Source organism: Mycobacterium sp. NPDC003323 (genome assembly GCF_053589535.1).
In genome coordinates, this window is the sequence record NZ_JBSFSB010000008.1 from 159548 (window position 1) to 185688 (window position 26141).

Consider the following 26141-nt stretch of genomic DNA (forward strand, 5'->3'; position numbering starts at 1 on the left):
GAGTTCTAGCGCTTGCCGGGGCGGCGGGCACCCTTGGCGATGCCCAGACCGACGACGGGCGGTTCGTCACCGACGACGCGGTCCTCGGCGGAACCGTTCGACGACGGTGCCGGGGCCTCCTCGGCCGCCGCGGGCTCGTCCGCGACAGGTTCGGCTTCGGCCTCGGGTTCGGCGGGAGTGGCCGGCGCGGGCGCCGCGGCCTTGGCCGCCGCGGCCTTCTTCGCACCGGGGCGACGCGCACCCGGAGCGATACCGAGTCCGACCACCGGCGGCTCCGGCTTGGCCTCCTCCAGGCCCATGTCTGAATCCGCGGTCTCCTCCTTGGCGCCCGCCTGGGCGTGATCGGGATCGACGTTGGGCGGCTGGGTCACCGTCGGCTCACCCTCGTTGGGTGCGGCCTTCGGCGCGGCGGCCTTCTTGGCACCCGGACGGCGTGCACCCGCGGCAATCCCCAACCCCTTCACCTCGGGCTCGGGCTTGGCCGGTGCCTGCGCTGCCGGGGCTTCGGCCGGCGCGGACGCGGCGGCGGGAGCAGCCTTCTTGGCGCCGGGACGCTTGGCGCCGGCGGCCATGCCCAGGCCCTTGACCGGAGCGGCCTCGGCGGCAGGTGCGGCCTCGGCTGCTGGTGCGGCGGCCTTCTTGGCGCCGGGACGCTTGGCCCCGCCGGCGATGCCCAGGCCCTTGACCGGAGCGGCCTCGGCGGCAGGTGCGGCCTCGGCCGCCGGTGCGGCGGCCTTCTTGGCGCCCGGACGCTTTGCCCCACCGGCCATGCCCAGACCCTTGACGGGTGCGGCGGCGGCCGGCTTGGCGTCGGCGGCCGGGGCCTCCTCGGCGACGTCTTCTTCCTCGACCTCTTCCACCGCCGGGGCGGCGGCTTCGGCCTCGGCCTCGGCGGCGGCCCGCTTCTCGGCCAGCTCGGCCGACCACTTGGCCGCGGTGCCCTTCTCCGGCAGCGTGTAGACGCTGGTCTCCAACGAGGCCAGCAGCAGCTGCGCCACGTCGAGCACCTCGGCCTTCTCCCGATCGGAGCTGGCACTCACCTCGTCCACGCCGTCGGTGATCATCACGCGGCAGAACGGGCAGCCGGTCGCGATCGCCGAGGCACCGGTGTCCAGGGCCTCCTCGGTGCGCTCCTGGTTGACGCGCTTGCCGATGTGCTCTTCCATCCACATCCGGGCGCCACCGGCACCACAGCACAGGCCGCGATCGGCGTGCCGGGGCATCTCGGTGAGCTTGGCGCCGGCCGCGCCGACGAGCTCACGCGGGGCCTCGTACTCCTTGTTGTGCCGGCCCAGGAAGCACGGGTCGTGGTAGGTGACGTCCTGGCCGACCGGGTTGATCGGGATCAGCTTCTTGTCGCGGACCAACCGGTTGAGCAGCTGGGTGTGGTGCACGACCTGGTAGTCGGATCCGAGCTGCGGGTATTCGCGGTTGATGGTGTTGTAGCAGTGCGGGCAGGTCACCACGACCTTGCGCTTGGACGTCTCGACGCCCTCGAACAGCTCGTTGATGGTCTCGACGTTCTGCGCGGCCAGCTGCTGGAACAGGAACTCGTTACCGGCGCGCCGGGCCGAGTCACCGGTGCAGGTCTCGCCGGTGCCCAGCACCAGGAACTTCACGCCCGCGGTGGCCAGCAGTTCGGCGACGGCCTTGGTGGTCTTCTTGGCGCGGTCCTCGTAGGCGCCTGCGCAACCGACCCAGAACAGGTACTCGAACCCGTCGAAGGACTCCACATCCTGGCCGTAGACCGGGACGTCGAAGTCGACCTCGTCGATCCAGTTGGTGCGGTCCTTGGCGTTCTGGCCCCAGGGATTGCCCTTGTTCTCCAGGTTCTTGAACAGCACGCCGAGCTCGCCGGGGAACTCGGATTCGACCATGACCTGGTACCGGCGCATGTCGACGATGTGGTCGATGTGCTCGATGTCCACCGGGCACTGTTCGACGCAGGCGCCGCAGTTGGTGCACGACCACAGCACGTCGGGGTCGATGACGCCGCCCTGCTCTTCGGTGCCGACCAGTGGACGCAGCGCCTGCTCCGGGCCGGATCCCAGGATGCGCTCGAAGCCGGACTCGGGCACATGGTCATGCGCGTGCTTCTGGTCGTGCTTCTCACCGCCGAGGTTCTCACCGAGTCCGCCCTCGGGCGTGTTCTCCAGCGGCGATTCCTTCTCGCCCAGGATGTACGGCGCCTTCGCGAACATGTGGTCGCGCAGGTTCATGATCACGAGCTTGGGCGACAGCGGCTTGCCGGTGTTCCAGGCCGGGCACTGCGACTGGCAGCGGCCGCACTCGGTGCAGGTGGTGAAGTCGAGGTAGCCCTTCCAGGTGAAGTCCTCGATCTTGCCGCGACCGAACACCGCGTCCTCGGCGGGATCGTCGAAGTCGATCTTCTCGCCCTTGTGCTCCATCGGCAGCAGCGGGCCGAGGCCGTCGGGCAGTCGCTTGAAGGTGACGTTGATGGGCGCCAGGCCGATGTGCAGGTGCTTGGAGTGCAGCACGATCAGCAGGAACACGAGCATGACGCCGATGTGGCCCAGCAAGGCGATGGTCTCGATCCACATGTTGGCGGTCGCACCGAGCGGCGCGAGCAGCCAGGCCATGCCGTCGGACAGGAACGCGCCGCTCTGGTAGGGGAAGTCCTCGCCGAGCACGTTGACCGCGGCACCGCGGAACAGCACATAGGTCGCGATGACCAGGAAGATCATGAACAGGATCTCCCAGGCACCGCCGGTGTGCGAGCCGTAGAAGCGGGACTCGCGGCCGAGCTTCTTGGGTTCGCGGGTCACGCGGATGATGGCGAACACCACGATGCCGGCCAGCACCGCTGCGGCGAAGAAGTCCTGCAGGAAGCCCAGCACCGGCCAGCGACCGACGAGCGGGATGTGGAACTCGGGGTCGAACAGCACACCGAAGGCCTCGACGTAGACCGAGCCGAGGACGAAGAAGCCCCACATGGTGAAGAAGTGCGCGATACCCGGGATCGACCATTTCAGGAGCTTCGACTGAGCGAAGACTTCCTTGTTCTGGTTCAGGAAGCGGGTGACGATGTCGTCCTTGCGGCCGCGTTCGTCGCCGAGTTTCTGGCCGGAGTTGATCAACTTGGTCAGCCACAGAACACGCTTCGCGGCGAAGAACAAGACGACGGCGGTCGCCAGCATGGCGATGACCAACCTGGCCACTTCGAGTGTGTGCTGCACCGCGTGCCTCCCCGAGGTGTCGTTACTGGTCGGTAACTTAAGTATGGTTACTGACGGGTAACTTAGGCTATTTGCCTGCTCATAGTTACATCACCGATCCGGGGATCGCTAGCAAGGCTCACCTAACTAGTCGGTTGGTTAGCCGATTGAACCGATTCAGGTCGGTGTGCCCAGCAGCGCCCGCAGCATCGACAGCATCTCCGATCGGGACTCCGCGCCGAGGCGGCGACGGATACGTGCGACGTGGTGTTCGACGGTCTTGGCAGAGATGAACAATTGGCTGCCGATGTCGCGATACGGCATGCCGAGCAGCAGCAGTTCGGCCACCTCGCGCTCGCGGTCGGACAGCTTCGAGGACGCCGTCGGCCGTGCGGACGGCGTCGGCGCGGCGACCGCCGGACCGTCGGCGGTAACGGTGTGTGCAAGATCACCGGAGATGTCTTCGGCGCCGGCGACGGTGACCTTGAGATCCCGGGCCAATTGAAGCATCAGCCCCGACACCCGGCTGTCGGGCGTCTGCAGCGCGGCCTGACTGGCCAACCGGGTGGCATCCCAGCTCAGCCCGAACTGCGCCAGATCCCGTGCCGCGGCGGTGACCTCGTCCACGTCGACCTGATTGGCCAGCACGCGAAGCCAGGTCCGCCCGGCCGCGGCCAGCGCCCGCGCATACGGACTGTGCGCCGCCGCCGCGGTCAGCGCCTGCCCGTGCGGGGCGACCGCGTCGGGCGCGTTGGCCAGGATGCCGGCGTGCACGCCGGCCCAGTGCAACGGCACCGTCCACAGCACCGGATCTCCCAGCGCAGTCAGCAGGCCCATCGCGGTGTCGAGGTGATGCTGCACGCGGTCCACTTGACGCAACCGGGCGGCCGCCACCCACAGCTCACCCAACGGCAGCAGGGAGTACAGATCCAGCGAGTACTCCGAGAGCACCTCCATCGCGCTGTACCAATGCTGTGCGACGGCCCCGCTGTCCCCGCTGCGCCGGGCGATCCCGGTGCGCAAAGCCGCCGCCCAGAGGGCATCGCGGCGATGCAACACCGCCCCGTCGGTCGCGGCGGCCTCGGCGGCGGCCGTCAGGTGCCCGTCGAGCATCCGCGTCCACCCCGACAACAACCGGTGCCGGTGGGCGTGGAACACCGCATGCGTCTCGGCCTCGGCGCGCACCGCTCGGCCGATGACACTGCGGGCGCGCACCGGATCACCGCCGTGCAGCGCGGCCAACGTCACCAGCGACGCCGGACTGTCCGGGATGACACCGGCGAACGGGCGGTCGGTGGTGATCGCCTGGCTCAGCTTCGCGATGGCGGCATCGAAGGGTTTGTCGAGCGAGTCCAGCAGCCCGTCGGCGAGATTGCGTGCCGCCCGCGCGGTCGAGGTGGGCGGTCCGGAGTCCGGGACCGCCAGCGCGGCGCGGGCGGCGGCGGCATCACCGGTGGCCACCGCGACGATGGCGGCGGCCGAGCCGACCACTGCGTCCGGGTAGGGGCCCAGCCAGCCGAACAGGTCGGCAGCCTGGGCGGCGCCCCCGTCGTGCATCGCCACGGCGGCCGCGATGCGGACCGCGGCCGCCCGTTGCGCGGGATCCGCTGCACTGAGCAGTTCGTCGGCGAGACGCGCGGCCGTCGCGCAGTCCCCGGTCAGTGCGAGGGCATCGGCGAGGTCCGCGCTCAGCTGGGTCGATCCGGCATCGGAGGCCGCCCGGTAGAGCCGCGCCGCCTGTGCGGGCTCGTCGCGATGGCGGGCGGCCAATCCGGCGAGCGCATCGGCCAGTCCCGGGTCGCGCAGCCCGTGCTCGGCCATGCTCAACGCCAGATCGGCTGAGAGCGTGGTCATCTCGAGCTGGGAATGCAGCAGCGACACCTCGGTGTCGTGGTGGTGGGCATTGCCGACGACCTCGGCGACCGCCCGGTGCACGGTGCGGGTGAAACCGCGGGGCCGGCCCGGCTCCAGCAGCCCGGTGGCGTGGGCGCGGTCGATCAGTTGCTGGGCCCGGTCGGCCTCGATGCCGAGGGCGGCGGCGATGTCATCGGCACCCAATCCTGGTGCCAACGAGGACATCAGCACGGTGTCCAGTGTCGGCTGGTCCAGTCGGCGCAGTCGGTCCACCAGGGCGAAGCGCGCGGATTCGGCGGGCGGGCGGCCGGCCGCCGACACGGCCGCGGCCACCAGGAACGGCACCCCGGCCGTCGCGGTCTGGATTCCGTGCACGATCTCCGGAGACGGTGTCGCACCGGTCTTTTCGGCCGCGAAGCGGTGAATCTCGGCACCCGACCACGGGCCCAGGACAACCGCGGGACCCTCGCGGGTGAGCGCGCCCGTCACGACGCGCAGCGCTGCGCGGTGCGCGAGCGGCTCGGCGGTCACCACAACGGTCCGGTCGGCCTCGGCGGCGCACTCGCCCAGCCGCAACAACTCGTCATCGTCGAGCAGATGCGCATCATCGATCACCACCGCAGCACCGGAGGGATCGCCGGGCCGCGGAGGCCGGCTCAGCACCGGCACCCCGGCCTCGCGCAGCGTCGCCCGGACGGTCCCGAGCAGCGTCGTCTTACCGGTGCCCATCCCGCCGGTGATCAGCACCCGCACCGGGTCGGTGGGTGCCTGCAGCAGCGCCGGGATCACGACCGGGTCAGGCGGAACCGTCGTCGGGGGGATCGACGGGGTCGGGCTCCACCGGCTCGGGCTCCGGTGGCAGCGCCACCGTCGTCGTGGTGACCGGCGGTTGCGTCGTCGTGGGCGGCACCGTGGTGGTGGGCGGTGTCGTCGTGGTCGGCGGTGTCGTCGTTGTCGTGGTGGTGGTCGTGGTGGTCGTGGTGGTGGTCGTCGTGGTCGTGGTGGTCGACGACGTGGTGGTCGGAGAGGTGGTCGTCGTGGTCGACGGCGGCGGTGGCGGCGGGATCTCCGAGGTGGTGACGACGCCATCGGAGCCGGTGACGGTCACCGTCTGGGGTTCGGTCACCACGGGTTCGGTGTTCTCACCGGGTTGCGTGGAGTAGCTCGTCGCGGTCTCGGTGACCGGCCCGCTGGGACTGCTGGTCCCGGTGAGGGTGACCGCCAGCCCGCCGACGGCCAGCAGGGCCGCCGCGGCCGCCGCGCCGAACAACAGCGGCGGGCGCTTGTACCAGGGCAGCGGTTCGGGTTCGGCCGGGTAATCGTCCTCGCCGGTGCCGAACTCCATCTGCGGTCGCGCATCGGCGGGGCTTGGCGTGTAACCGGTTTGGTAGTCCGGGCCCTGATACGGAACCGGTTCGCCGGTGGGGGCGTCCTCGTCCTGCGACCAGGCCAGTCCGCCGGAGGGCCCCTCCTCGGCGGCCGCCGCGCCGGCCCAACCCATGGTCGGCGCCATGCCGGTCGGTGCCGAATCGGGGTGGGCGACGGGGGCCAGCCCGGTCGCGGCGCCGGCCTCGGAGGCTAGGCCGGCGACCAGCGCCGCGCCGGCGGCCGCGCCGATGGCGGCCTGGCCGATGGTGGCCACGGGCGCCTGCAGGCGCTCCGAGAGTCGTTGTGTGACAAGCGGAATGGCCGCGCCGCCACCGACGGTGGCCACCGCCGCGATATCACTGCGGGCAATATTGTGGTGCTGCAACAGTTCTTCGATGGCGCCGATCAGTCCGGCCAGTGGCGCGTCCATCAGCTGCTCGAGCTCGGAACGGGTGACCCGCACATCGGAGTTGAAGCCAGGCAGCTCGACCGGGATCGCGGTGGCGGTATCGGCCGACAACCGTTCCTTGGCGCGACGGCATTCGTCGCGCAGGCGGCCCAGTGAGCCCACCGCCGCGGTGCCCGCGGGGTCGGCGTCACCGGCCTCGGCGACGCCGGTGATGACGTGATTGAGCAGCGCCTGGTCGATCTGGTCGCCGGAGAAGTCCGGGTAGCGCAGCGTCGACCCGATCGGGGCGAGCTGCGCACCGGCGTCGGCCAGCGTCACGCTGGTGCCGCCGCCGCCGAGGTCGACCAGCGCGACGACTCCCGATGCCGGCAGGTTCCCTGCGGCGCGCAGCCCGGCCAGCGAGGCCACCGAGTCGGGCACCAGGGCGGCGCTGGCCAGGCCCGGCTTGGTGCGCAGCGCGCCCTGCAGCGCGGCGACCACGTTGTCGGACCAGTGCGCAGGCACCGCGATGGTGATCGGGTTGCCCCCGCCCACGGTGTGGGCCATGGCGTCGAGGGCCTCGGCGAGCACCTGCTCACCGCGATGCGAGGAGCCGTCGGAGGCCACCAGCGGAACCGGATCACCGACGCGGTCGACGAAACCGCCCAGGACCAGGCCCGGCTGGTTCAGGTTCGGGTTCTCGCCCGGCACGCCGACCTCGGGTGCCCGGTCGTTGAACACGGTCAGCACCGATCGGCGGATGACCGGCGCCCGTCCGGCGCGGGTGGCCACCAGGTTGGTCGTCCCGACGGACAACCCGAGCGAGTCGCTCATCGACTGCAGCCCCTCTCGTATAGACAGCCCACACCTTATCGGCTGGGACACCGCGGCAGCGGTAATCCCCCTAACGTGTCGAAACCCCTAACGGGCGATCCCCTAACGGGTGTGATCGGTGGGTGGGCTCAGCACCGATCTCAAAACGTCCTCGTCGTCGATAACATCGGTGCACGAGCTTCAGATGTAACGGAACAGGGACGGGGATCATGGGCAACTCACTGCTCGACTTCGTGATGGCGTTGGTGCGAGACCCCGACGCCGCGGCACAGTACGCCGCCGATCCGGCCGGTGCCATCGCCGCGGCAGGCCTGACCGAGGTTTCCAGTGTCGATGTCGACCAGTTGATCCCCGTGGTCACCGAGTCGCTGTCCTCGGCGGTGCCGACGGCCGACGCGAACGTGTGGGCCAGCGGTGCCGCCACGGCGGCATTCGATGCCTTCGGTATCGAGGACGCCTTGCCGGTGCCGGTCGCTGACCTGCACGATCTTGACGTCCCGGCCGTCGTGGACACCGCTTCGTCCTTCGACGATGCCGCCAGCACGCTCGACGACGTCTTCGCCGGGCACGACCTTCCGGCCGCGCCGGTGATCGACGATGCGCCGGTCTCCGATCCGGTCTTCGAGTCAGAGGTCCCGGCCTGGGCGTCCGTCGACGGGGCGCTCGACACCGCTCATCCCGACCTCGATCTGCTGGACTGACCGCGTTCCGGCACCGCCGGTGAAGCCCGCTCACAGCTGCTGTGGGCGGGCTTTTTCGTGCCCGCACCCGATACCCCTAATCCCCTAATGGAGTCACCCCCTAAACCCCGGTATGGGGGTTGGGTAGGAGGGGATTCTGCCCCGTTTCAGCGGGGCCGGCGGGCTCATAACGTGGTCTTCAGTTCGCCGGACCATCCGCTTCGAGAAAGGCACTCACATGACCACCATCATCGACTACATCCTCGACCTGTTCCGTAGCCCCGACCTGGCCGGCGCCTTCATCGCCGACCCGGAGCAGGCCCTGCGGGACGCCGGTCTGCCCAACGTCACCGCCGCCCAACTGCAGGCCGTCGCCGCCACCGCGGCCCCGGCCGGCGTCGCGCTCGGCGGCGGGGACCCGGTGCTGGGCCTGCAGCGTGCGGTCGCCGATCACCACAGCATCGCCAGCTCCTTTGCCCCGATGTACGCCCCGCAGCGCACCTTCGCCCCCGAGACCGACGTCGCCAGCCACAACCGGACCAACGCCGAGTTCCTCAGCCCCGACCAGAGCTCGGGCGCCAACTCGCAGGTCGGCGGCTTCAACCTCGGCTTCGGTGACATCACCTTCGGCAACAAGACCTCCAACACGGCCACCGACGGTGGCGTGGTGGTCGACGGCGACAACGCCGGCACCGTCACCACCGGCAACGGCAACGTGGTCGGCGACGAGAACATCGTCGGCGAGGACGTCGTGGTCGGCGATGACAACATCACCGGCGATGACAATGTGATCGGTGACGACAACACCAAGGTCGACGTCGAGACCGGCAACCACTCGCCCGTCATCGTCGGTGACGAGAACGAGGTCGAGGACAACTCGCAGATCGCCGGCGACGACATCATCTCCGACAACGAGGCCCCGGTGCTCAACGATGTCGACACCAGCGGCGGCAACGGCGGCGGCTCGGTGGCCGGCGGTGGCCTGCTCGGCGGCGGCAACTCCGACGGTGGTGCCGGCGGAAACGGCGGCGGCATCGTGATCGTCGACAACTCCGGAGTCATCGACAACAGCGCCGACGACACCCTGGTGGACAACTCGGTCGACAACAGCACCGACAACTCGGTGGGCATCGAGACCGATATCGACACGACCGTCGAGACCAACGTCGACGCCGGGCTGTTCTGATCCTGCCCCCAGGACTGGCGGGGACCGCTTCGGTGGTCCCCGCCAGTTCGCACGCTTACGGTTGACCGTCAGGAGAGGACCACGATGACGCAGCCCAGTGACCCGCGCAAGACGAAGGTGATCGTCGAACTCATCGACCACACCACCAAGATCGCCGAGCTCTACGAGCGCACCGATCTGGTGGCTCGACTGCGCGCCGCCAAGGAAAAGATCACCGATCCGCACGTCCGCGTCGTCATTGCCGGTCAGCTCAAACAGGGCAAGAGTCAGCTGCTGAACTCGCTGCTCAACCTGCCGGTGGCCCGCGTCGGAGACGACGAGAGCACCGTACTGGCCACGGTCGTCTCGCACGCCGAGGAACCGACGGCCAAGCTGGTGGTCGCCGGGGTCAACGGTCCGGAGTTCGTGCCCATCGAGATGACCGACCTCAAGCAGGATCTGCGCCGGTGGCCCGCCGCCGAGGGCCGCGAGGTGCTGCGGGTCGAGGTCGGGGTGCCCAGCCCCATGCTCAAGAACGGACTGACCTTCATCGACACCCCCGGCGTCGGCGGGCACGGGCAACCGCACCTGTCGGCGACGCTGGGACTGCTGCCCGATGCCGATGCGGTGCTCATGATCAGCGATACCAGCCAGGAGTTCACCGAACCCGAGCTCACCTTCATCCGGCAGGCCGTCGAGATCTGCCCGGTCGCCGCCGTGATCGCCACCAAGACCGATCTGTACCCGCACTGGCGCGATATCGTCGCCGTCGACACCGCCCATCTCAAACGCGCCGGCGTCGACATCCCGATGATCCCGGCCAGTTCCGTGCTGCGCGGACACGCCATCAGCCTCAACGACAAGGAACTCAACGAGGAATCGAACTTCCCGGCCATCGTGAAGTTTCTGTCGGACAAGATCATGTCGCGGGAGAACGACCGCATCCGCGATCATGTCGTCAGCGAAATCCGCGCCGCCGCAGAACATCTGCGTCTGTCGATCGACACCGAGCTGGCGGCACTGGATGACCCGGACACCCGTGAGAAGCTCACCGCCGAACTGGAACGGCGCAAGGCCGAGGCCCAGGACGCCCTGCAGCAGACCGCGCTGTGGCAGCAGACCCTCAACGACGGTATCGCCGACCTGACCGCCGATATCGATCATGACCTGCGAAACCGGTTCCGACACATCACCGCTCACACCGAGAAGGTGATCGACGGGTGTGATCCCACCCTGCACTGGGCCGAGATCGGTGCCGAACTGGAGAACGCCGTCGCGACCGCGGTGGGCGACAACTTCGTGTGGGCCTATCAGCGCGCCGACGCCCTGGCGGCCGAGGTGGCCCGGCTGTTCATGGAGGCCGGCCTGGACGCGGTCGAACTGCCCGAGGTCAGCGCCCGCGACATGGGCGCCGGTTTCGGCGAGTTCAAGTCGCTGGCCCGGCTGGAGGCCAAACCGATCAAGGCCGGGCACAAGGTCGTCACCGGTATGCGCGGCTCCTACGGCGGCATCCTGATGTTCGGGATGCTCACCTCGTTCGCCGGGCTCGGCATGTTCAATCCACTGTCGCTGGGGGCCGGATTCCTGTTGGGCCGCAAGGCCTACAAGGAGGACATGGAGAACCGGATGCTGCGGGTCCGCAACGAGGCCAAGACCAACATGCGCCGCTTCGTCGACGACATCTCGTTCGTGGTGAGCAAGGAATCGCGAGACCGGTTGCGCGCCATCCAACGCCAACTGCGCGACCACTACCGCGGGATCGCCGACCAGACCAGCCGCTCACTCAACGAGTCGCTGCAGGCGGCGCTGGCGGCGGCCAAGGTCGAGGAGACCGAGCGCAACAACCGCATCCGCGAACTGCAGCGTCAGCTCAACATCCTGCGGCAGGTCATCGACAACACCGACAAGCTGGTCAGCACCTGATCATGGCTCGGCCCCATAAGCTGGGTCGGTCATGAGCACCAGCGATCACGTCCGCGCCATCCTGGGCGGCACCATCCGTGCCTACCGGGCCGATCCCGCCTACCGCAACCGCCCCGATGTGCACGCCGAGCTGGACCGCATCGGCGCCCGGCTCAACCAGCCGATGCGGATCGCATTGGCCGGAACCCTCAAGGCCGGTAAGTCGACGCTGGTCAACGCGCTGGTCGGGGAGGACATCGCGCCCACCGACGCCACCGAGGCCACCCGCATCGTGACCTCCTTCCGGCATGGCCCCACACCGAAGGTGACCGCCAACCACCGCGACGGACGGCGGTCCAATGTGCCGATCGCCCGCACCGCCGGTGATCAGCAGCGCAGCCTGACCTTCAGCTTCGCCGGGCTGGATCCCGACGATATCGAGGATCTGGACGTGCAATGGCCGGCCGCCGAACTCATCGACGCCACCATCATCGACACCCCGGGCACATCCTCGCTGTCGCGCGACGTGTCCGAGCGGACCCTGCGTCTGCTGGTGCCCGAGGACGGTGTGCCGCGGGTGGACGCCGTGGTGTTCCTGCTGCGCACGCTGAACGCCGCCGATATCGCGCTGTTGCGCCAGATCGGTGAGCTCGTCGGCGGGGAGGCCGGCGCCTCCGGTGCACTGGGCGTCATCGGGGTGGCCTCCCGTGCCGACGAGATCGGCGCCGGTCGCCTCGACGCCATGCTGTCCGCCCGCGAGGTGGCCACCCGGTTCACCGCCGAGATGGACCGCACCGGCATCTGTCAGGCCGTCGTCCCGGTGTCCGGACTGCTGGCGCTGACGGCGCGCACGCTGCGTCAGAGCGAGTTCGTCGCCCTGGAGAAGCTGGCCGGGATGGAACCGGCCGAACTCACCAAGGCGATGCTCAGCGCGGACCGGTTCGTCCGCGAGGACGACACGCTGCCGGTGGACGCCGCCACCCGCACCGCACTGCTGGAGCGGTTCGGCATGTTCGGCCTGCGGATCTCGATCGCGGTGCTGCGCGCCGGGATCAGCGATGCGGTGGCCCTGGCCGACGAGCTACTGGAGCGCAGCGGCCTGATCGCCCTGCGCGATGTCATCGACCAGCAGTTCGCGCAACGCTCGGATCTGCTCAAGGCGCACACCGCGCTGCTGGCGTTGCGGCGCTTCGTCCAGGTCAACCCGATCTACGCCGCCCGCCAGATCCAGGCCGATATCGACCCGCTGCTGGCCGATACGCATGCCTTCGAGGAACTCCGTCTGCTCAGCCAGTTACGTTCGCGACCAACGACTTTGAACGAGGATGAGATGGCCTCGCTGCGCCGGATGATCGGCGGTTCGGGCACCGACGCGGCCAGCAGGCTCGGACTGGGCCCGCTGGCCCCCGACGACGGGCCGCGCGCGGCGTTCGCCGCGACCCAGCGCTGGCGCCGGCGCGCCGATCACCCGCTCAACGATCCGTTCACCGCGCGAGCCTGCCGGGCGGCGGTACGCAGCGCCGAGGCGCTGGTCGCCGAGTTCCACGCGCTGGGGCGCTAGGGAGACGGGAAGATCGGGTAGAGCGTCCGGGTCTCGTTCTGCCGATGCCGGCGCGTGGTGGTCGTCTCTTCTGCGTCGTCCTCATCGTCGCTGTCGCGGGTGCGCTCGGTGCGGGTGCGCTCCCGGGTGGTGCGCGTCGTGGTGGTCTCGCTGCTCGTCGTCGTCTCCGGCACCAGGATGTCGCTGGTCTCCGGCGGCACATAGCTGCTGGTGGTCGACGTCGACCCGGTGGTGGTGGCGCTCTGGCTGGACTCGTCGGCGAAGGTCGGCGTGACATATTCCGGCGGCGGGGCGGGTGTGTTGACCTGTCGCACCACGACCATCGTCAGCCAGACCACCAGTCCGATGGCGATCAGCGCGGCGGCACTGGCCGCGAGCAGGGTGGGCGTTCGCTCATGCCACTTGGGATCGCCCGTCACGGCCACCGATCGTAGCGGTGCTTCAGTCCAGCTGCGCGATGACCTCGGAGGCGAAGAACCCCAGGTGGTCGAGATCGGACATGTCCAGTACCTGCAGGTAGACCCGCTGCACACCGGCTCGGGTGAAGGCGCCGAGCTTGTCGACGATCTCGGCGGCGGTCCCGGCCACCGGCGAGTTGCCGCGCATCTCGTCGAGCTCGCGCCCGATGGCACCGGCCCGGCGGGTCAGTTCGGCCTCGTCGGCGCCGGCGCACAGCACGAACGCCGCCGAGTAGGTCAGCGATTCCGGTGCTCGGCCCGCGGCCGCCACCGCCGCGGCGACCCGGTCATATTGGGCGGTCAGATCATCCAGCGAGGCGAACGGGATGTTGAACTCGTCGGCGAACCGTGCGGTGAGCGCCGGGGTGCGCTTGGGTCCGGCTCCGCCGATGATGATCGGCACCGAATTCTGCACCGGCTTCGGCAGGGCGGGGGAGTCCTTGACGGTGTAGTGGGTGCCGGTGAAGTCATAGGTCTGCCCGATCGGGGTGCCCCACAGCCCGGTGAGGATCTCCAGCTGCTCGGTGAGCCGCTCGAAGCGTTCGCCCAGCGCCGGGAACGGGATCGCGTACGCCTGGTGCTCGGCCTCGAACCACCCGGCCCCGAGCCCGAGTTCGACACGCCCGCCGCTCATCTCGTCGACCTGGGCCACCGCGATGGCCAGCGGTCCGGGGTGGCGGAAGGTGGCCGAGGTGACCATGGTGCCCAGTCGGATGGTCGTGGTCTCGCGGGCGATCCCGGCCAGGGTCACCCAGGAATCGGTGGGGCCCGGCAGTCCGTCACCCGACATCGCCAGGTAGTGATCCGACCGGAAGAACGCCGAGTATCCCAGCTGTTCGGCGGCGCGGGCCACGGCGAGCTGATCGGCATAGCTCGCGCCCTGCTGCGGTTCGACGAAGACCCGGAAATCGATGCTGGACATGGGTTCCACCCTAGCCCCTGGGCATCGGCACCATGGCGACGGTGAACTCGGCCTCCTCGAACATCGCCGGGGTGCAGGCCACACCCGTGATGCGCTCGGCCAGGGCGAAGGCCGCCGCGCTCAGATCCACCGACGAGACGTCGTCATCGGCGCCCAGCGGGACCCCGACGCCCTGCAGGTGTTCGACCAGCGCGTCCGGCTCGGTGCCGGACCGTTCGGTGGGAAACAACAGATCGAGGTCCGTTCTCAGCTGCCCGTCGTGCCACCAGGTGAACTGGTAAACGGCGTTGATATTGCGGAAATGCGCCACCACCGTCCGTCCTGCGGTCAGCGGCTCGACGAGTTCGGTTGTGACACCGACGAATCCGTTCACCTCGGCGATCAGCGTCCAGCCACGGCCGATCTCGGTGACGCCGATCAGGGACAGCTGCGGTGCACCGCCCCCGTCCCAGTGTGCGAACGCGCGCGTCATCAGATCGTCGATCCCGTGCACCCGGGCGACGGTGTCGGCGCCGAGTGCGGCGATCACCTGTGCCGGGGTGGCATCGGCGACCAACGTGACGCAGTGGCCGTCGGCCCACTGCGGCCGGAACGAGTTCCACCACTGATAGTCGGCGATGGTGGCCGGCATGGCTACAGACCGCGCCGCGCCGTCCGGACGGCCGCGACCGCATCGGCCTCACCGTCGAACTGCACGCGGACGGGTTCGCGGCCCGCGGCGAACAGCAGCAGTTCGCCGGGCTCACCGGTGACGGTGACGTCCGCGCCCTTGCCCGCGGTGGCCAGGACGGTGCCGTCCGGGGTGCGCAGCGAAACCTTTGCCGGCGACTTGGCCAGCGTCATCCTGGCGAACGAGCGCACCTGCCTGGCCAGCGAGGCCGTCGTCGACTCGTCGAGAACCCTTGGCTCCCAGGTGCTCTTGGCGCGCCGGACGTCCTCGTGGTGGATGAACATCTCGGCGACGTTGACCAATGGGTCCAGCACCTTGAACGGTGAATACAGTGGCGGTCCGGCGGCGACCTGGCTCAACAGATCGGGCCAATCGGTGGCCGCGGTCACCTGGCCTTGCACCCGCTCGGTGTAACCGGCCAACTGCGGCACCAGAATTCCCGGCGCGGCATCCAGACGCCGTTCCCGGACCACCAGATGCGCGGCCAGATCCCGGGTGCTCCATCCCTCGCACAGGGTCGGGGCGTCGGGTCCGGCGGCGCGCATGGTTTCCACCAACGCCGCGCGTTCGCGCCGGGCAACACTCATCAGTAGGTCTCCACACCCTCGATCCGGACGAACATGCCATGCCCGGTTCCGTCGTTGGTGAAACGCGTGCCGTCCTCGGTGGCGACGATGGTCCAGCCCACCGCGGTGTAGGTGCGGTAGTCCAGCTGCACCGTGGGGATGTCACCGAGATTGCCTGAGAGCCAGGTGACCTCACCCTCGGCGGTGACGTTGACACCGTTGGCCGGGAATCCGTCGATCTCCGGTGAGTTCTCGAACTCCGCCTCACACCCCACGGCCTGCTCGGAGATCTGACAGCGGGTCAGGCCCGATTTCGTCTCGATGTAGACGTATCCGTTGCGTGGGGCCAGCGCCTCGCCGCCGGGGGGCACGGTGACCGGCGGCGGTGCCGGGGCCGGGGTGATGGGCGACTGGGTGAGCGTGGTGGTGGTGCGGTCCGGTCGCGAGGTGGGAAAGTCCGGTTCGGTGCCGGTCGGCCCGGTGCCGACGGGGTTGCCGTCGGTGCTGCTGGAACACGCACCGAGCAGTACTGCGAGGGCGATCCCGCCCGTGCCGATGCACGCCGCTGCCCGTCTCGCCCCACCCGTCACACTTTGCAGGCTACCGTCGGGTCGTCGCCTACCGGGGTATCAGGGCTATCACGGCGGTTTCGGCCGGCTACTGGTGCAGCATCAGGCGCACCGCTTCGGGCAGCGCGTTCACGGCGGCCGGCTCGTTGCCGAAGTGCTCGATCAGCACCACCTGCAACTCGCCGACGACACCGCCGAGGATGGCGCCGACGGCGATCATCGTGGGCTCGTCATCCTTGAACACCGGCCGCAGGATGGACTCGTACTCCTCGTTGGACAGCTGGCCCATCTTGTCGATGATGGTGTTCTCCAGATCGAGTGTCTTCATCGCGTAGTCCTGCGCCTCGACCAGCGTGGTGGGCAGGCGCTCCAACACGATTCGGACCAGGCTGTCCTTGAGCGCGTTGTAGCGCTGGGTGCCGACGGCGAGTTTGACCAGCGGGGTGGCGACACCGGTCTGCGCGTCGATCGCCGCGTTGACCTCCCTGCCGACAAGGCTGAACAGCTTGTCGGCGCCCGGGCCGCGCAGCACCCCGTCGAACAGGATCTCCGGGGAGAACAGGTCGTCGGCCAGGATCCGGGCGTAATCGCGGGTGACCTTCTCACGCTGGGCGTGCAGCAGGCCCTGGAACGGGATGAAGCCGAGGTACTTCTTGGGCTGGATCGGCCGGAACAACATGTTCAGCGCGATGTAGTCGCTGATGAACCCGACGCCGAAACCGAACGCCGGCATGATCCACGGGTTCTGGAACAGGGCCCAGGCGAACATCTGCACCACGCCGATGACCAGACCGAAGTAGATGCCGCTGCGCCGGACGAACGCCATGGCGTCATCACCCATGCCGCGCATCAGCTTGTTGAGCTTGTCCTTGTTTCGCACCAGGGTGGTCACGGCCAGGAATTGGACGTCGACGAAACGCGGGAGGTCGGCGCGCATCTCGTTGAGCAGCGACTCCACCACCCGCGGTGTCTCGTCCTGGATGCGCTTCTGGATGGCACGCCTGGCCTGATCGGGCAGGGCATCCCACAACCCCGGGCGGATCTGTTCGGCGATCTCGCGGGAGACCTCGTCGATGGCCTCGGTCAGCGGCTCACGCAACGCCTCGACGGCCTCGCGGGCGTCGACGCGCTCGAGCAGTTCTTCGGGCTTGAGCAGGTTCTGGGTGAGCAACTCGATGGTCTTGGAGCCCACCTTGCCTGCCCGGCGCGGCACGATGCCCTGCCAGCCGAACGGGCCGATACCCTTGAATTCCATTGGCCGGTAGAGCATTTCCACCGCGACGATCTTGGTGCTCCACCCGACGAACGCCGCGATGAACGGCATCGACAGATAGATGAACCAGTTGACCTCGAAGTCGGCCGCTATCTCCTGCCAGGATTGGACGGCGAGTATCGTCTCGCTAGCCATTGGCGACGGCAGCCGCCCACAGGCCCTTACCGAGCGCGGACAGGCTCAGGGACAACTTCTCGGTTCGCGCGATCAGCGGTCCCTTGGACGCGCTCTTGACCGCCTTCAACACCATGGGTTCCGCCATCAGCACCTCGTAATCGGATTTCCTGGACGAGTCCTCCGGACCGGTCTCGACCAGACCAAGGGATAGCAGATGGTCGACGTACTGCGGGACCATATTCGGAAGTGCGACGTTTGCGGTGCGGCCGATCAGGCACGCATTCTGCAGGACGACCTGATTGCGGGAACGGCTGTAGACGTTGACCAGCGGCGAGGACGCCCCGTCCGAGAGCGCTCCGATGATGCGTGCCTCGTCGGCCACCAATTGATCCAACAGCCGGTGGTAGAGCTCCTGCTGGCTGCCCGCGGTGCTCTGATCCAGCGCGCGGTCCAACAGTCGGCCCAGCTTGGTGTGCAACGAATCGCCGGGTGACGGCTCGGGCTGGGGGAGTGGGCGGGAGTTGGTCTCGATGGAGTCCAGTCGGTTCTTGACGTAGGTCGCGACCTGCTCCTCACCCCAGGCGGCGAGTTGAAGACCCATCTTGGCGGCGTCGAAGGCGCGGTCGGTCAGGCCCAGCGGATCGAACCGCCTGGGCACGACGGGCCGTTGCTTGGGCGTGCGGATGGCGATCGCGATATCGCCGAGCGGGGTCGCCAGCCGGAAGCCTCGTCGGTTGAAGCCGTTGCGCTTGACCGGAGCCTTGTCGGTCACGGTGGCTTCGACCGGCTCGTCGGCGACGGGGGTCTCGTCGGTCTCGGGTTCGGCGTCGATGACATCCTCGAGCGGGACAGCGGTGGGACCGGGATGCGGGATTTGCTCTGACACCTGTGATGGACCCCCATGCGCGCGACGGTGGAGCGGCTGTGCGGTCCACTTGGACCGGATAAGGCACGGTACCGGCTAATGCGGTACCGGGTGTTCGGTGCCCTCGGTAGCGGGCTGCACATGGGCGCACAACAGGGCGCTCAGCGGTACGGCGAACAGAAGCAGCGCCAGCGTGGTGTCATCGGCCGAGATGTCCTTGTAGACGGTGACGATCCCCGCGGCGGCCGCGACCAGGAGCAATTGAGCGGATACGGCGAGCACGACACCTGTGTGTGCGGTGCCGGAGTCCGGCGGCATCGCCCACAGGAGCGCGAACAGCGCTGCGGTGACGGCGATGACGGGTGTCAGGGGGACGGCGAGGACGCTCGGGATCCAGGCGGTACCGACGACGATCAGCAGTGGTATCAACGCCAGTCGATTGGTCAGCTCCATCGGAATCGGCGTCGGGCGGCCGGTCAGCCCGCACACCGCGACCACAGCTGCGACGGCGACGAGGCAGATGACAACCTGGGTGGGCTTGGCCCAGAACGAGAAGGGCGCGGAAACGCCCAGTTGGTTCAGTGTGAGGTTCAGGTAAACCGGCAGCAGATACAGCAGACCCACCCGGGCGACGAACTGTCCGATCGTTGCGTTCCAACGTCCCCGCACGGCGACCGGCACCAGTGTCAACAGGGTCAGCCACATGATGGCGAGTTCGAGCCCGGCCGGCGGCGTGATGCCCTCTCCGGCGGGTCCGGTGATCGCATTGGCGACGAGGTTCGCCGTGACCACCACTGCGATGACGATCTGACTGGACAATGCGCTGATGCCGACGGTCAGAGTGGTCCGGACATCACCGCGTTGTAGCAGCGGTGATCGGAACGATCGACGGGTTCCGTAGACGATCGCGGCGGCGACGAGAGCCGCGTGCGGCCACGTGCCCGGTCCGCCGGGTGTCCAGTAGTTCTCCTTGAAACCTGAGGAGATGCCACCCAATTCGGTGATCTCGAGTACGACGATCAGAACTGCCGCAGCGCACAGCAGTCCGGTGAAGCCCCAGCCCCGTCGATGGCGCGACAGGGAATGCGCCACGGCAGACCGGGAATGTGCAGCCAGCGCGACGCCGCCGGTCGCCATCGCCGCCACGAATGCCAGCGCGATCGCCGGGACGTAGGTCTGGGTACCGATGTCGTCGAGCAACAGATAGAGGAGCGCGTTCGGGTCGGCGGCAGCGTCAAGCGCCTGGCCGAACCGGATGTTCGCCCAGATGAGCGGAACCCAGGGGACTGCGACGAGGCAGACCAACAGGATGCCGGCCCACGGACCGAGGGGCCGGCGCCAGATGTACAGCCGGCTGACCACCAGAGCAGTGGAGGCCAACCACGCGCCGGCAGCGGGCAGGATCTGCCAGGATCGGTCGATCGTCAGGATGAGGGTCGGGATGAGCGGTGTCGCCACGCCGGCACACCACGCCAGGACCGCGTGATGACGTGGGGCAGCGGGACTGGTCGCGGTGTAGACGTACGCGGTCGCGGCCACGCCGGAACCGACCGCCAAGCCGCAGAGGAGCGGCCAGATCGGCGCGTAGTCGAAAACCAGTTCGCCGTTGAAGAGGGAGTGCTGCTCGGGGGTGAAGAGTCCGGGGATGAACCCGAAGGCGAGCATCGTCGCCGCGCCCAGCCAGGTGAGGACGGCGAGGGCGAGCAGTGGTGCGGGCAGAGAGCGGGGCCGTAAATGGGTGGGGCGGCGGCGGGCTTCCTGCCAGAGCGGGGATAACGCCCGTCGCGCGGCATGCGGGCCGGATCGAAGTTGCATTGCGGGATTATGGCCGGGGCTTCTTGCAATCGACTTGGGATCGCTGGCTGTCTGCTCACCCTCTTGGCGAAACCCGCGTACCCGGTGTCGGAAAGCGCTTACCAACCCCGGGTACGCGGGTTTCGCCGGGGGAGCGCTACAGTCGGTAGTGACCGAACTGAGGTTTTTGGTCACTACCGAAAGGCCTGGCGTGCCCCGTCCCCTGATCCCCGACCGCCGGGACCGCGTGGTGTCCGCGGCGCGCGAGCTCGCCGTCGGCAAGGGATGGTCGAGCACCACCATCGCCGATATCGCCACCCGTGCCGGTATCGGGAAAGGCGCTGTTTACCTTGAGTTCCCGGACAAGGCGGCAATCCTGGCGGCCGTTCTGGCGCGCAGCATGCGGGGACTGACCGCCGATGTGCACCGCCGGGTGCTCGCCGAGGACGGCGTGGTCGACCTCCCCGCGGTCTACCGGTTCGGCGTCGAGGCGATCCTGGCCGATCCGCTGATGCGTGCGCTGTATCTGGGCGACGAGGCAATCCTCGGCGACCACGTCCGCGGGGTGACCGACGACCGCTACGAGCAGCGTTTCGCGTGGCTGACCGACTATGTCGTGACCCTGCAGGGCGTCGGTGTGATCGACGCCGAGGTGGCGGCCGAACCGTTGGTGCGGATGCTCGGCGTCTTCACCGTCGGGCTGCTCAATACCGCGGGCGGCACCGACGACCAGCTACGCACCACCGTCGCATTGTTCGGCGACCTGATCGGACGCGGCCTGGCCACCGGGCTTCCCGTCGATCCGTCGGCGGCCCGGCAGGCGCAGCTCGTGCTGCTGGGGCGCCTCGACGGGCAATTGGAGGCGCAGTAGATGCGGCCGACCGACCTGACCATCTGCGGCGGACCCGTGCGTCTCTATCGCGCGGGTGAGACCGGGCCACCCCTGCTGCTGTTGCACGGCGCCATGCTGGACACCGGGCAGGCCGTCTGGCACGACGTCATCGCCCCGTTGGCGCGTGATCACCGCGTATACGTCATCGATCTGCCCCGGCACGGCGGCAGCCGACCGTGGCGAGGATGCCTCGACGACACCTTCTTTCGTCGGTTCCTCGCGGAGTTGCTCGACGAACTCGGGCTCGACCGGGTGGCCCTGATCGGCCTGTCGATGGGCGGTGGCGTGGCCACGGGGTTCGCGCTGGAACATCCGGAGCGGGTCAGCGCCCTCGTGGCGATCGGGCCGGGCGGGATCGGTGCCACGCGGCCGTATCAGTTCCTCACCTGGGCGACCATGCGCACGCCCGGTCTGCTGCGCGGATTCAGCTGGCTGCTGGCCCGGTTTCCCCGACTGATCCGGTCCTCGTTGGCGGGCAACTTGCACGCGGGTGCGAGCACCCCGGGTTTCGAGCGCATCGTCGCGCTGGCCGTCGAGGAGGCCCGAGCCAAGAACCGTCACGGTGAGAAGGCCCTCGACGACTGGCAGGTCGCGGCTTATGGGCCGCGCGCGATGCGGCTGGACCTCACGTCGGAGCTTCCCGGTCTACGGGTGCCGACGCTGTGGATGCGCGGTGCCGACGATCGGCTGGTCGGGGCGGCCGAACTGGCCGCCGCACATCGACTGGCCCCCGAGTCCCGGCTGGTCACCATCGCCGACGCCGGACATATCGTCACCTATGACCAGCCCGACGAATTCGTCCGCCTGGTCCGGGAGTTCCTCGCGCCGCGGTAATTGAGTAGCGCGCTACTCAGGTTCCCCCCGGCCGGACGCGAGGAGCATTCGCCTCGGGACTCGGTAACAGAAGCGGGGGCGGATCATGAGAATCGGAAAGCACATGGGTGCCGTTGCGGCAGTAGCGCTGATGGCCGCGGCCACTGCGGCACCCGCACCACCACGGGTCGAATTGGCGGCCGACACCACGGTGTTGGCGGTGTGCGGGGCGACCTGCCCGCAGTGGCCCGACGACGACCTCAAGCGCATCCTCGACGAGTTCGTCACGCCGTTCTTTCCTGTCGCCGACGGTGACGAGCTGACCCCGGTCGCGGTCCGGGCGAAGGGAGAGGCGTGGCCTCTCAACGGGATCTTGCGTCTGCTCGGGGTTGCCGTCGGTGATCCGCGGCTCGCCGACGCCCTCCTGCCGGATCAGCCGTGGTGGAAGCTCACCGGGCTGTTCGACCTCACCGGTGACCAGTCGATCCGAGCCGGGGCCACCGCTTTGGAACAGGCGATAGCTGCGGCGACCCCCGGCAACCGGGTGGTGATCTACGGGCTGTCCCAGGGGGCGACCTCGGTCAACAGCGTGCGCGACCGGATCACTGCGCAGTACCCGGACGGAACCTCAGCACCCGATATCGACTTCATCCTGGAAGGCGACGCTCGGGTGCCCAACGGTGGTCTGCTGTCGCGGTTTCCAGGCTTCTATCTCCCCATCCTGGACTGGACGTTCAACGGGCCCGAACCGACCGACACCCAATTCGACACCGTCGTCGTCAACCGCCAGTACGACGGGTTCGCCGACTTCCCGATCTATCCGCTCAACCTCGTCGCGACCCTGAACGCGGTGCTGGGCATTGTGTACTTGCATACCTGGCCGTTCGGTCTGGACATCCCGACGGACGATCCAACGTCGTCGCCAGGATTCCGGGGCACCGACGGCCGCACCAGCTATTACCTGTTCGACAGCCCGGATCTGCCGCTGTTCGCGCCGCTGCGGACGCTCGGCGTGCCGGAAAAGCTGATCGACATCGTCGAGCCGTTTTTTCGGGTGATCGTCGAACTCGGCTACGACCGCAGCATCGAACCGTGGGTGCCGGCGCCGGCGCGGCTGATCCCGCGACTCGACCCGGCCGAGGTGATCAACGACCTCGGTGATGCGATCGGCGAGGGGATCGCCAACGCCCGCGCGCTCTTCGCGCCGAAGCCGGAGACACACGTTGTCGATACCGCGGTGGAATTTGATGAGCCGACGGTCACCACCCGGTCGGGTGTCGACCCTGTCGAGACCAATGAGGAGCAAAGGATCGAGGAGCAGCGGGACGCGTTCATGGCCTCGATCGCCGAGGAGTCCGCTCCCGATGGGCGCGATCCGTTGGATCAGGCCGACGAGCAAACCGGCCAGGATCGGGATCAACCGGACGTTGGGGAAGAAGGTCAGGTGGCGCTCGATCTGCCCAGCGAGGGCCAGGACGCTCAGGATGAGGTCCCGCCGGCCACGGATCCGCAGGCGGCAGACCACAACCAGGACCTCGATGGCGGTGAGCCAGCCGAGCCCACCGCATAACTCTTGGCGAAACCCCCGTACCCGGGGTTGTTCCGGCCGCCCGAACCCCTGGTACGCGGGTTTCGCCGCGGCTCGGAAGGACCGCGGGAACAAATCTGCGCGGCGCCCCGTTGACCTGATCGACAACTTGAGTGAAACAGACTCAACTCTGACTTGACAGGTCCATCCTCTCAGGAGCAGGCTTGAGCGAGGTTCACTCAGATACCTAATCAAGCCAAACTCAGGAGGCAACAACTATGGCTCGTGCGGTCGGTATCGACCTCGGGACCACCAACTCCGTCGTCGCAGTGCTGGAAGGTGGCGACCCCGTCGTCGTCGCCAACTCCGAGGGCTCCCGGACCACCCCGTCGGTCGTCGCGTTCGCGCGCAACGGCGAGGTGCTGGTCGGTCAGCCCGCCAAGAACCAGGCGGTTACCAACGTCGACCGCACCATCCGCTCGGTCAAGCGCCACATGGGCAAGGACTGGTCGGTCGGCATCGACGGCAAGGACTACACGCCGCAGGAGATCAGCGCGCGCATTCTGCAGAAGCTGAAGCGTGACGCCGAGGCCTATCTCGGTGAGGACATCACCGACGCCGTGATCACCGTGCCCGCGTACTTCAACGACGCCGAGCGTCAGGCCACCAAGGAAGCCGGCCAGATCGCCGGCCTCAACGTCCTGCGCATCGTCAACGAGCCCACCGCGGCCGCGCTGGCCTACGGCCTGGACAAGGGGCAGAAGGAACAGACCATCCTGGTCTTCGACCTCGGCGGCGGCACCTTCGACGTGTCCCTGCTGGAGATCGGCGACGGTGTCGTCGAGGTGCGTGCCACCTCCGGTGACAACCACCTCGGTGGCGACGACTGGGACGACCGGATCGTCGAATGGCTGGTCGACAAGTTCAAGAGCACCAGCGGCATCGACCTGACCAAGGACAAGATGGCCATGCAGCGGCTGCGTGAGGCCGCCGAGAAGGCCAAGATCGAGCTGAGCTCGGGCCAGAGCACCTCGATCAACCTGCCCTACATCACCGTCGACGCGGACAAGAACCCGCTGTTCCTCGACGAGCAGCTGACCCGCGCCGAGTTCCAGCGCATCACCCAGGATCTGCTGGACCGCACCCGTGCGCCGTTCCAGCAGGTCATCAAGGACGCCGGCATCTCCGTCGGCGAGATCGACCACGTCGTGCTCGTGGGTGGTTCCACCCGCATGCCCGCCGTCACCGAGCTGGTCAAGGAATTGACCGGAGGCAAGGAGCCCAACAAGGGCGTCAACCCCGACGAGGTCGTCGCCGCGGGTGCCGCGCTGCAGGCCGGTGTGCTCAAGGGTGAGGTGAAAGACGTTCTGCTGCTGGACGTCACCCCGCTGTCCCTCGGTATCGAGACCAAGGGTGGAGTGATGACCAAGCTGATCGAGCGCAACACCACCATCCCGACCAAGCGCAGCGAGACCTTCACCACGGCCGACGACAATCAGCCCTCGGTGCAGATCCAGGTGTTCCAGGGTGAGCGCGAGATCGCCTCGCACAACAAGCTGCTCGGCTCGTTCGAGCTGACCGGTATCCCGCCGGCCCCGCGCGGCGTGCCGCAGATCGAGGTCACCTTCGACATCGACGCCAACGGCATCGTGCACGTCACCGCCAAGGACAAGGGCACCGGCAAGGAGAACACGATCAAGATCCAGGAGGGCTCCGGCCTTTCCAAGGAGGAGATCGACCGGATGATCAAGGACGCCGAGGCGCACGCCGACGAGGATCGTCAGCGTCGCGAGGAGGCCGACGTCCGCAACCAGGCCGAGTCGCTGGTCTACCAGACGGAGAAGTTCGTCAAGGAGCAGCGTGAGGCCGAGGGCGGTTCCAAGGTTTCCGAGGACACCCTGACCAAGGTCGACGGTGCCATCGCCGAGGCCAAGACCGCCCTGGCCGGCACCGATATCGCGGCCATCAAGGCCGCGATGGAGAAACTGGGCACCGAGAGCCAGGCCCTGGGCCAGGCCATCTACGAGGCCACCCAGGCCGAGCAGGGTGCTGCCGGTGGCGACGCCGGTGCTCAGCAGGCCGACGACAACGTCGTGGATGCCGAGGTCGTCGAAGACGAGGACAACCGGGAGAACAAGTGAGCCAGGCCGATTCGCACGAAGAGCCGGTGACCATCACCGACAAACGGCGCATCGATCCGGACACCGGTGAAGTTCGCGAGCAGGCGTCGGCTCCTCAGGACAGCCCTGAGGAGCCGGCTCCGGCCGACAATCCGGCTGATGACGCCAAGGTCGCCGAGCTGACCGCAGATCTGCAGCGGGTGCAGGCCGAATTCGCCAACTACCGCAAGCGGGCCATGCGCGATCAGCAGGTGTCTGCCGAACGGGCCAAGGCCGGGGTCATCACCCAGCTGCTCGGTGTGCTCGACGATCTGGAGCGCGCCCGCAGCCACGGTGACCTGGAATCCGGTCCGCTCAAGGCGGTGTCGGAGAAATTGGTGAACACCTTGGAGGGCCTGGGCCTGAATGCCTTCGGCGCCGAGGGTGACGCGTTCGACCCGTCGCTGCACGAGGCCGTCCAGCACGAGGGTGACGGATCGGCCCCGGTGGTCGGCACCGTCATGCGCCGCGGCTACAAGGTCGGTGACACGGTGGTGCGCCACGCGATGGTCGCCGTGGTCGACACGGTCGAGAATGCCGACTCCGGCAGTGCACAACCCGCAGAATCAGAGGACTAGCCCGTGAAG

20 protein-coding genes are annotated in these 26141 nt (G+C 68.3%); 9 read left to right on the forward strand and 11 right to left on the reverse strand.

The annotated features are described in order from the left end of the window. Positions 1-5: 5 nt before the first annotated feature. The 3 genes from ACWDUN_RS19305 to ACWDUN_RS19315 all read right to left on the reverse strand — a co-directional run bounded on the left by ACWDUN_RS19305 (position 6) and on the right by ACWDUN_RS19315 (position 7620). Entirely contained in the window at positions 6-3158 is a 3153-nt protein-coding gene (locus tag ACWDUN_RS19305; RefSeq protein ID WP_449931574.1) for a (Fe-S)-binding protein, read from the reverse strand. Between the two features lie 195 nt (positions 3159-3353). Then, positions 3354-5819: an isoniazid response ATPase/transcriptional regulator IniR gene (iniR, locus tag ACWDUN_RS19310; protein ID WP_449931454.1), complete on the reverse strand. Its 2466-nt coding sequence runs from the start codon at positions 5817-5819 to the stop codon at positions 3354-3356. A 7-nt stretch (positions 5820-5826) separates the two neighbouring features. Next, the gene (locus ACWDUN_RS19315; protein ID WP_449931456.1) at positions 5827-7620 is read right to left on the reverse strand and encodes an Hsp70 family protein; all 1794 of its coding nucleotides are present in this window, start codon (positions 7618-7620) and stop codon (positions 5827-5829) included. A 209-nt stretch (positions 7621-7829) separates the two neighbouring features. Here ACWDUN_RS19315 and ACWDUN_RS19320 point away from each other — a divergent pair, with 209 nt between their 5' ends. From ACWDUN_RS19320 to ACWDUN_RS19335, 4 genes are all read left to right on the forward strand, one after another. Further along, positions 7830-8321: an Rv0340 family IniB-related protein gene (locus tag ACWDUN_RS19320; RefSeq protein WP_449931458.1), complete on the forward strand. Its 492-nt coding sequence runs from the start codon at positions 7830-7832 to the stop codon at positions 8319-8321. 217 nt (positions 8322-8538) lie between these two features. Beyond that, positions 8539-9486, forward strand: a complete 948-nt coding sequence (locus ACWDUN_RS19325; RefSeq protein ID WP_449931460.1) for an IniB N-terminal domain-containing protein — start codon at positions 8539-8541, stop codon at positions 9484-9486. 84 nt (positions 9487-9570) lie between these two features. After that, positions 9571-11388 carry a dynamin family protein gene (locus ACWDUN_RS19330; protein ID WP_449931462.1) on the forward strand — a complete coding sequence of 606 codons (1818 nt, stop codon included), beginning with the start codon at positions 9571-9573 and terminating at the stop codon, positions 11386-11388. 31 nt (positions 11389-11419) lie between these two features. Continuing rightward, positions 11420-12928: a dynamin family protein gene (locus tag ACWDUN_RS19335; protein WP_449931464.1), complete on the forward strand. Its 1509-nt coding sequence runs from the start codon at positions 11420-11422 to the stop codon at positions 12926-12928. Here the strand turns inward: ACWDUN_RS19335 and ACWDUN_RS19340 are convergent. The 8 genes from ACWDUN_RS19340 to ACWDUN_RS19375 form a co-directional block, all read right to left on the reverse strand. After that, positions 12925-13347, reverse strand: coding sequence for a hypothetical protein (locus ACWDUN_RS19340; protein ID WP_449931466.1), 423 nt, complete (start codon positions 13345-13347; stop codon positions 12925-12927). The two genes, ACWDUN_RS19335 and ACWDUN_RS19340, sit on opposite strands and share 4 nt — an antisense overlap. Before the next feature lie 22 nt (positions 13348-13369). Then, a complete protein-coding gene (locus ACWDUN_RS19345; protein WP_449931468.1) occupies positions 13370-14308 on the reverse strand; it encodes an LLM class F420-dependent oxidoreductase in 939 nt (312 codons plus the stop codon). Positions 14309-14318: 10 nt separating this feature from the next. Continuing rightward, the gene (locus ACWDUN_RS19350) at positions 14319-14939 is read right to left on the reverse strand and encodes a DUF6461 domain-containing protein (RefSeq protein WP_449931470.1); all 621 of its coding nucleotides are present in this window, start codon (positions 14937-14939) and stop codon (positions 14319-14321) included. Between the two features lie 2 nt (positions 14940-14941). After that, positions 14942-15565 (reverse strand): TIGR03085 family metal-binding protein, encoded by a 624-nt coding sequence (locus ACWDUN_RS19355; protein ID WP_449931472.1) that lies wholly within the window; start codon positions 15563-15565, stop codon positions 14942-14944. Then, positions 15565-16134, reverse strand: coding sequence for a hypothetical protein (locus ACWDUN_RS19360; RefSeq protein WP_449931474.1), 570 nt, complete (start codon positions 16132-16134; stop codon positions 15565-15567). Before ACWDUN_RS19360 ends, ACWDUN_RS19355 begins: the two co-directional genes overlap by 1 nt. 67 nt (positions 16135-16201) lie before the next feature. Then, positions 16202-17521 carry a DUF445 family protein gene (locus ACWDUN_RS19365; protein ID WP_449931476.1) on the reverse strand — a complete coding sequence of 440 codons (1320 nt, stop codon included), beginning with the start codon at positions 17519-17521 and terminating at the stop codon, positions 16202-16204. After that, positions 17514-18389 (reverse strand): Abi-alpha family protein, encoded by an 876-nt coding sequence (locus ACWDUN_RS19370; RefSeq protein WP_449931478.1) that lies wholly within the window; start codon positions 18387-18389, stop codon positions 17514-17516. The genes ACWDUN_RS19365 and ACWDUN_RS19370 overlap by 8 nt, the downstream gene beginning before the upstream one ends. A gap of 75 nt (positions 18390-18464) precedes the next feature. Beyond that, on the reverse strand, positions 18465-20183 hold the full coding sequence (locus ACWDUN_RS19375; RefSeq protein ID WP_449931480.1) for a hypothetical protein: 1719 nt from the start codon (positions 20181-20183) through the stop codon (positions 18465-18467). Positions 20184-20373: 190 nt separating this feature from the next. On the opposite strand from ACWDUN_RS19375, the gene ACWDUN_RS19380 reads away from it, so the two are divergent. The 5 genes from ACWDUN_RS19380 to grpE all read left to right on the forward strand — a co-directional run bounded on the left by ACWDUN_RS19380 (position 20374) and on the right by grpE (position 26132). Continuing rightward, complete coding sequence (locus ACWDUN_RS19380; protein WP_449931482.1) at positions 20374-21033, forward strand: TetR/AcrR family transcriptional regulator; 660 nt, start codon at positions 20374-20376, stop codon at positions 21031-21033. Beyond that, positions 21034-21888, forward strand: a complete 855-nt coding sequence (locus ACWDUN_RS19385; RefSeq protein WP_449931484.1) for an alpha/beta fold hydrolase — start codon at positions 21034-21036, stop codon at positions 21886-21888. Between the two features lie 85 nt (positions 21889-21973). Beyond that, the gene (locus ACWDUN_RS19390; protein ID WP_449931486.1) at positions 21974-23437 is read left to right on the forward strand and encodes a PE-PPE domain-containing protein; all 1464 of its coding nucleotides are present in this window, start codon (positions 21974-21976) and stop codon (positions 23435-23437) included. Positions 23438-23673: 236 nt separating this feature from the next. Beyond that, complete coding sequence (gene dnaK / locus ACWDUN_RS19395) at positions 23674-25536, forward strand: molecular chaperone DnaK (RefSeq protein WP_449931488.1); 1863 nt, start codon at positions 23674-23676, stop codon at positions 25534-25536. After that, positions 25533-26132: a nucleotide exchange factor GrpE gene (gene grpE / locus ACWDUN_RS19400; RefSeq protein ID WP_449931490.1), complete on the forward strand. Its 600-nt coding sequence runs from the start codon at positions 25533-25535 to the stop codon at positions 26130-26132. Before dnaK ends, grpE begins: the two co-directional genes overlap by 4 nt. Positions 26133-26141 lie beyond the last annotated feature (9 nt).

What these genes read in the sequence shown, in the direction of transcription:
- ACWDUN_RS19320 (WP_449931458.1), top strand. Translation starts at nt 7,830, where the DNA reads ATGGGCAACTCACTGCTCGACTTCGTGATGGCGTTGGTGCGAGACCCC.
- ACWDUN_RS19345 (WP_449931468.1), bottom strand. Translation starts at nt 14,308, where the DNA reads ATGTCCAGCATCGATTTCCGGGTCTTCGTCGAACCGCAGCAGGGCGCG.
- ACWDUN_RS19350 (WP_449931470.1), bottom strand. Translation starts at nt 14,939, where the DNA reads ATGCCGGCCACCATCGCCGACTATCAGTGGTGGAACTCGTTCCGGCCG.
- ACWDUN_RS19315 (WP_449931456.1), bottom strand. Translation starts at nt 7,620, where the DNA reads ATGAGCGACTCGCTCGGGTTGTCCGTCGGGACGACCAACCTGGTGGCC.
- ACWDUN_RS19305 (WP_449931574.1), bottom strand. Translation starts at nt 3,158, where the DNA reads ATGCTGGCGACCGCCGTCGTCTTGTTCTTCGCCGCGAAGCGTGTTCTG.
- ACWDUN_RS19330 (WP_449931462.1), top strand. Translation starts at nt 9,571, where the DNA reads ATGACGCAGCCCAGTGACCCGCGCAAGACGAAGGTGATCGTCGAACTC.
- ACWDUN_RS19365 (WP_449931476.1), bottom strand. Translation starts at nt 17,521, where the DNA reads ATGGCTAGCGAGACGATACTCGCCGTCCAATCCTGGCAGGAGATAGCG.
- ACWDUN_RS19355 (WP_449931472.1), bottom strand. Translation starts at nt 15,565, where the DNA reads ATGAGTGTTGCCCGGCGCGAACGCGCGGCGTTGGTGGAAACCATGCGC.
- ACWDUN_RS19390 (WP_449931486.1), top strand. Translation starts at nt 21,974, where the DNA reads ATGAGAATCGGAAAGCACATGGGTGCCGTTGCGGCAGTAGCGCTGATG.
- ACWDUN_RS19375 (WP_449931480.1), bottom strand. Translation starts at nt 20,183, where the DNA reads ATGCAACTTCGATCCGGCCCGCATGCCGCGCGACGGGCGTTATCCCCG.
- ACWDUN_RS19325 (WP_449931460.1), top strand. Translation starts at nt 8,539, where the DNA reads ATGACCACCATCATCGACTACATCCTCGACCTGTTCCGTAGCCCCGAC.
- dnaK (WP_449931488.1), top strand. Translation starts at nt 23,674, where the DNA reads ATGGCTCGTGCGGTCGGTATCGACCTCGGGACCACCAACTCCGTCGTC.
- ACWDUN_RS19385 (WP_449931484.1), top strand. Translation starts at nt 21,034, where the DNA reads ATGCGGCCGACCGACCTGACCATCTGCGGCGGACCCGTGCGTCTCTAT.
- ACWDUN_RS19335 (WP_449931464.1), top strand. Translation starts at nt 11,420, where the DNA reads ATGAGCACCAGCGATCACGTCCGCGCCATCCTGGGCGGCACCATCCGT.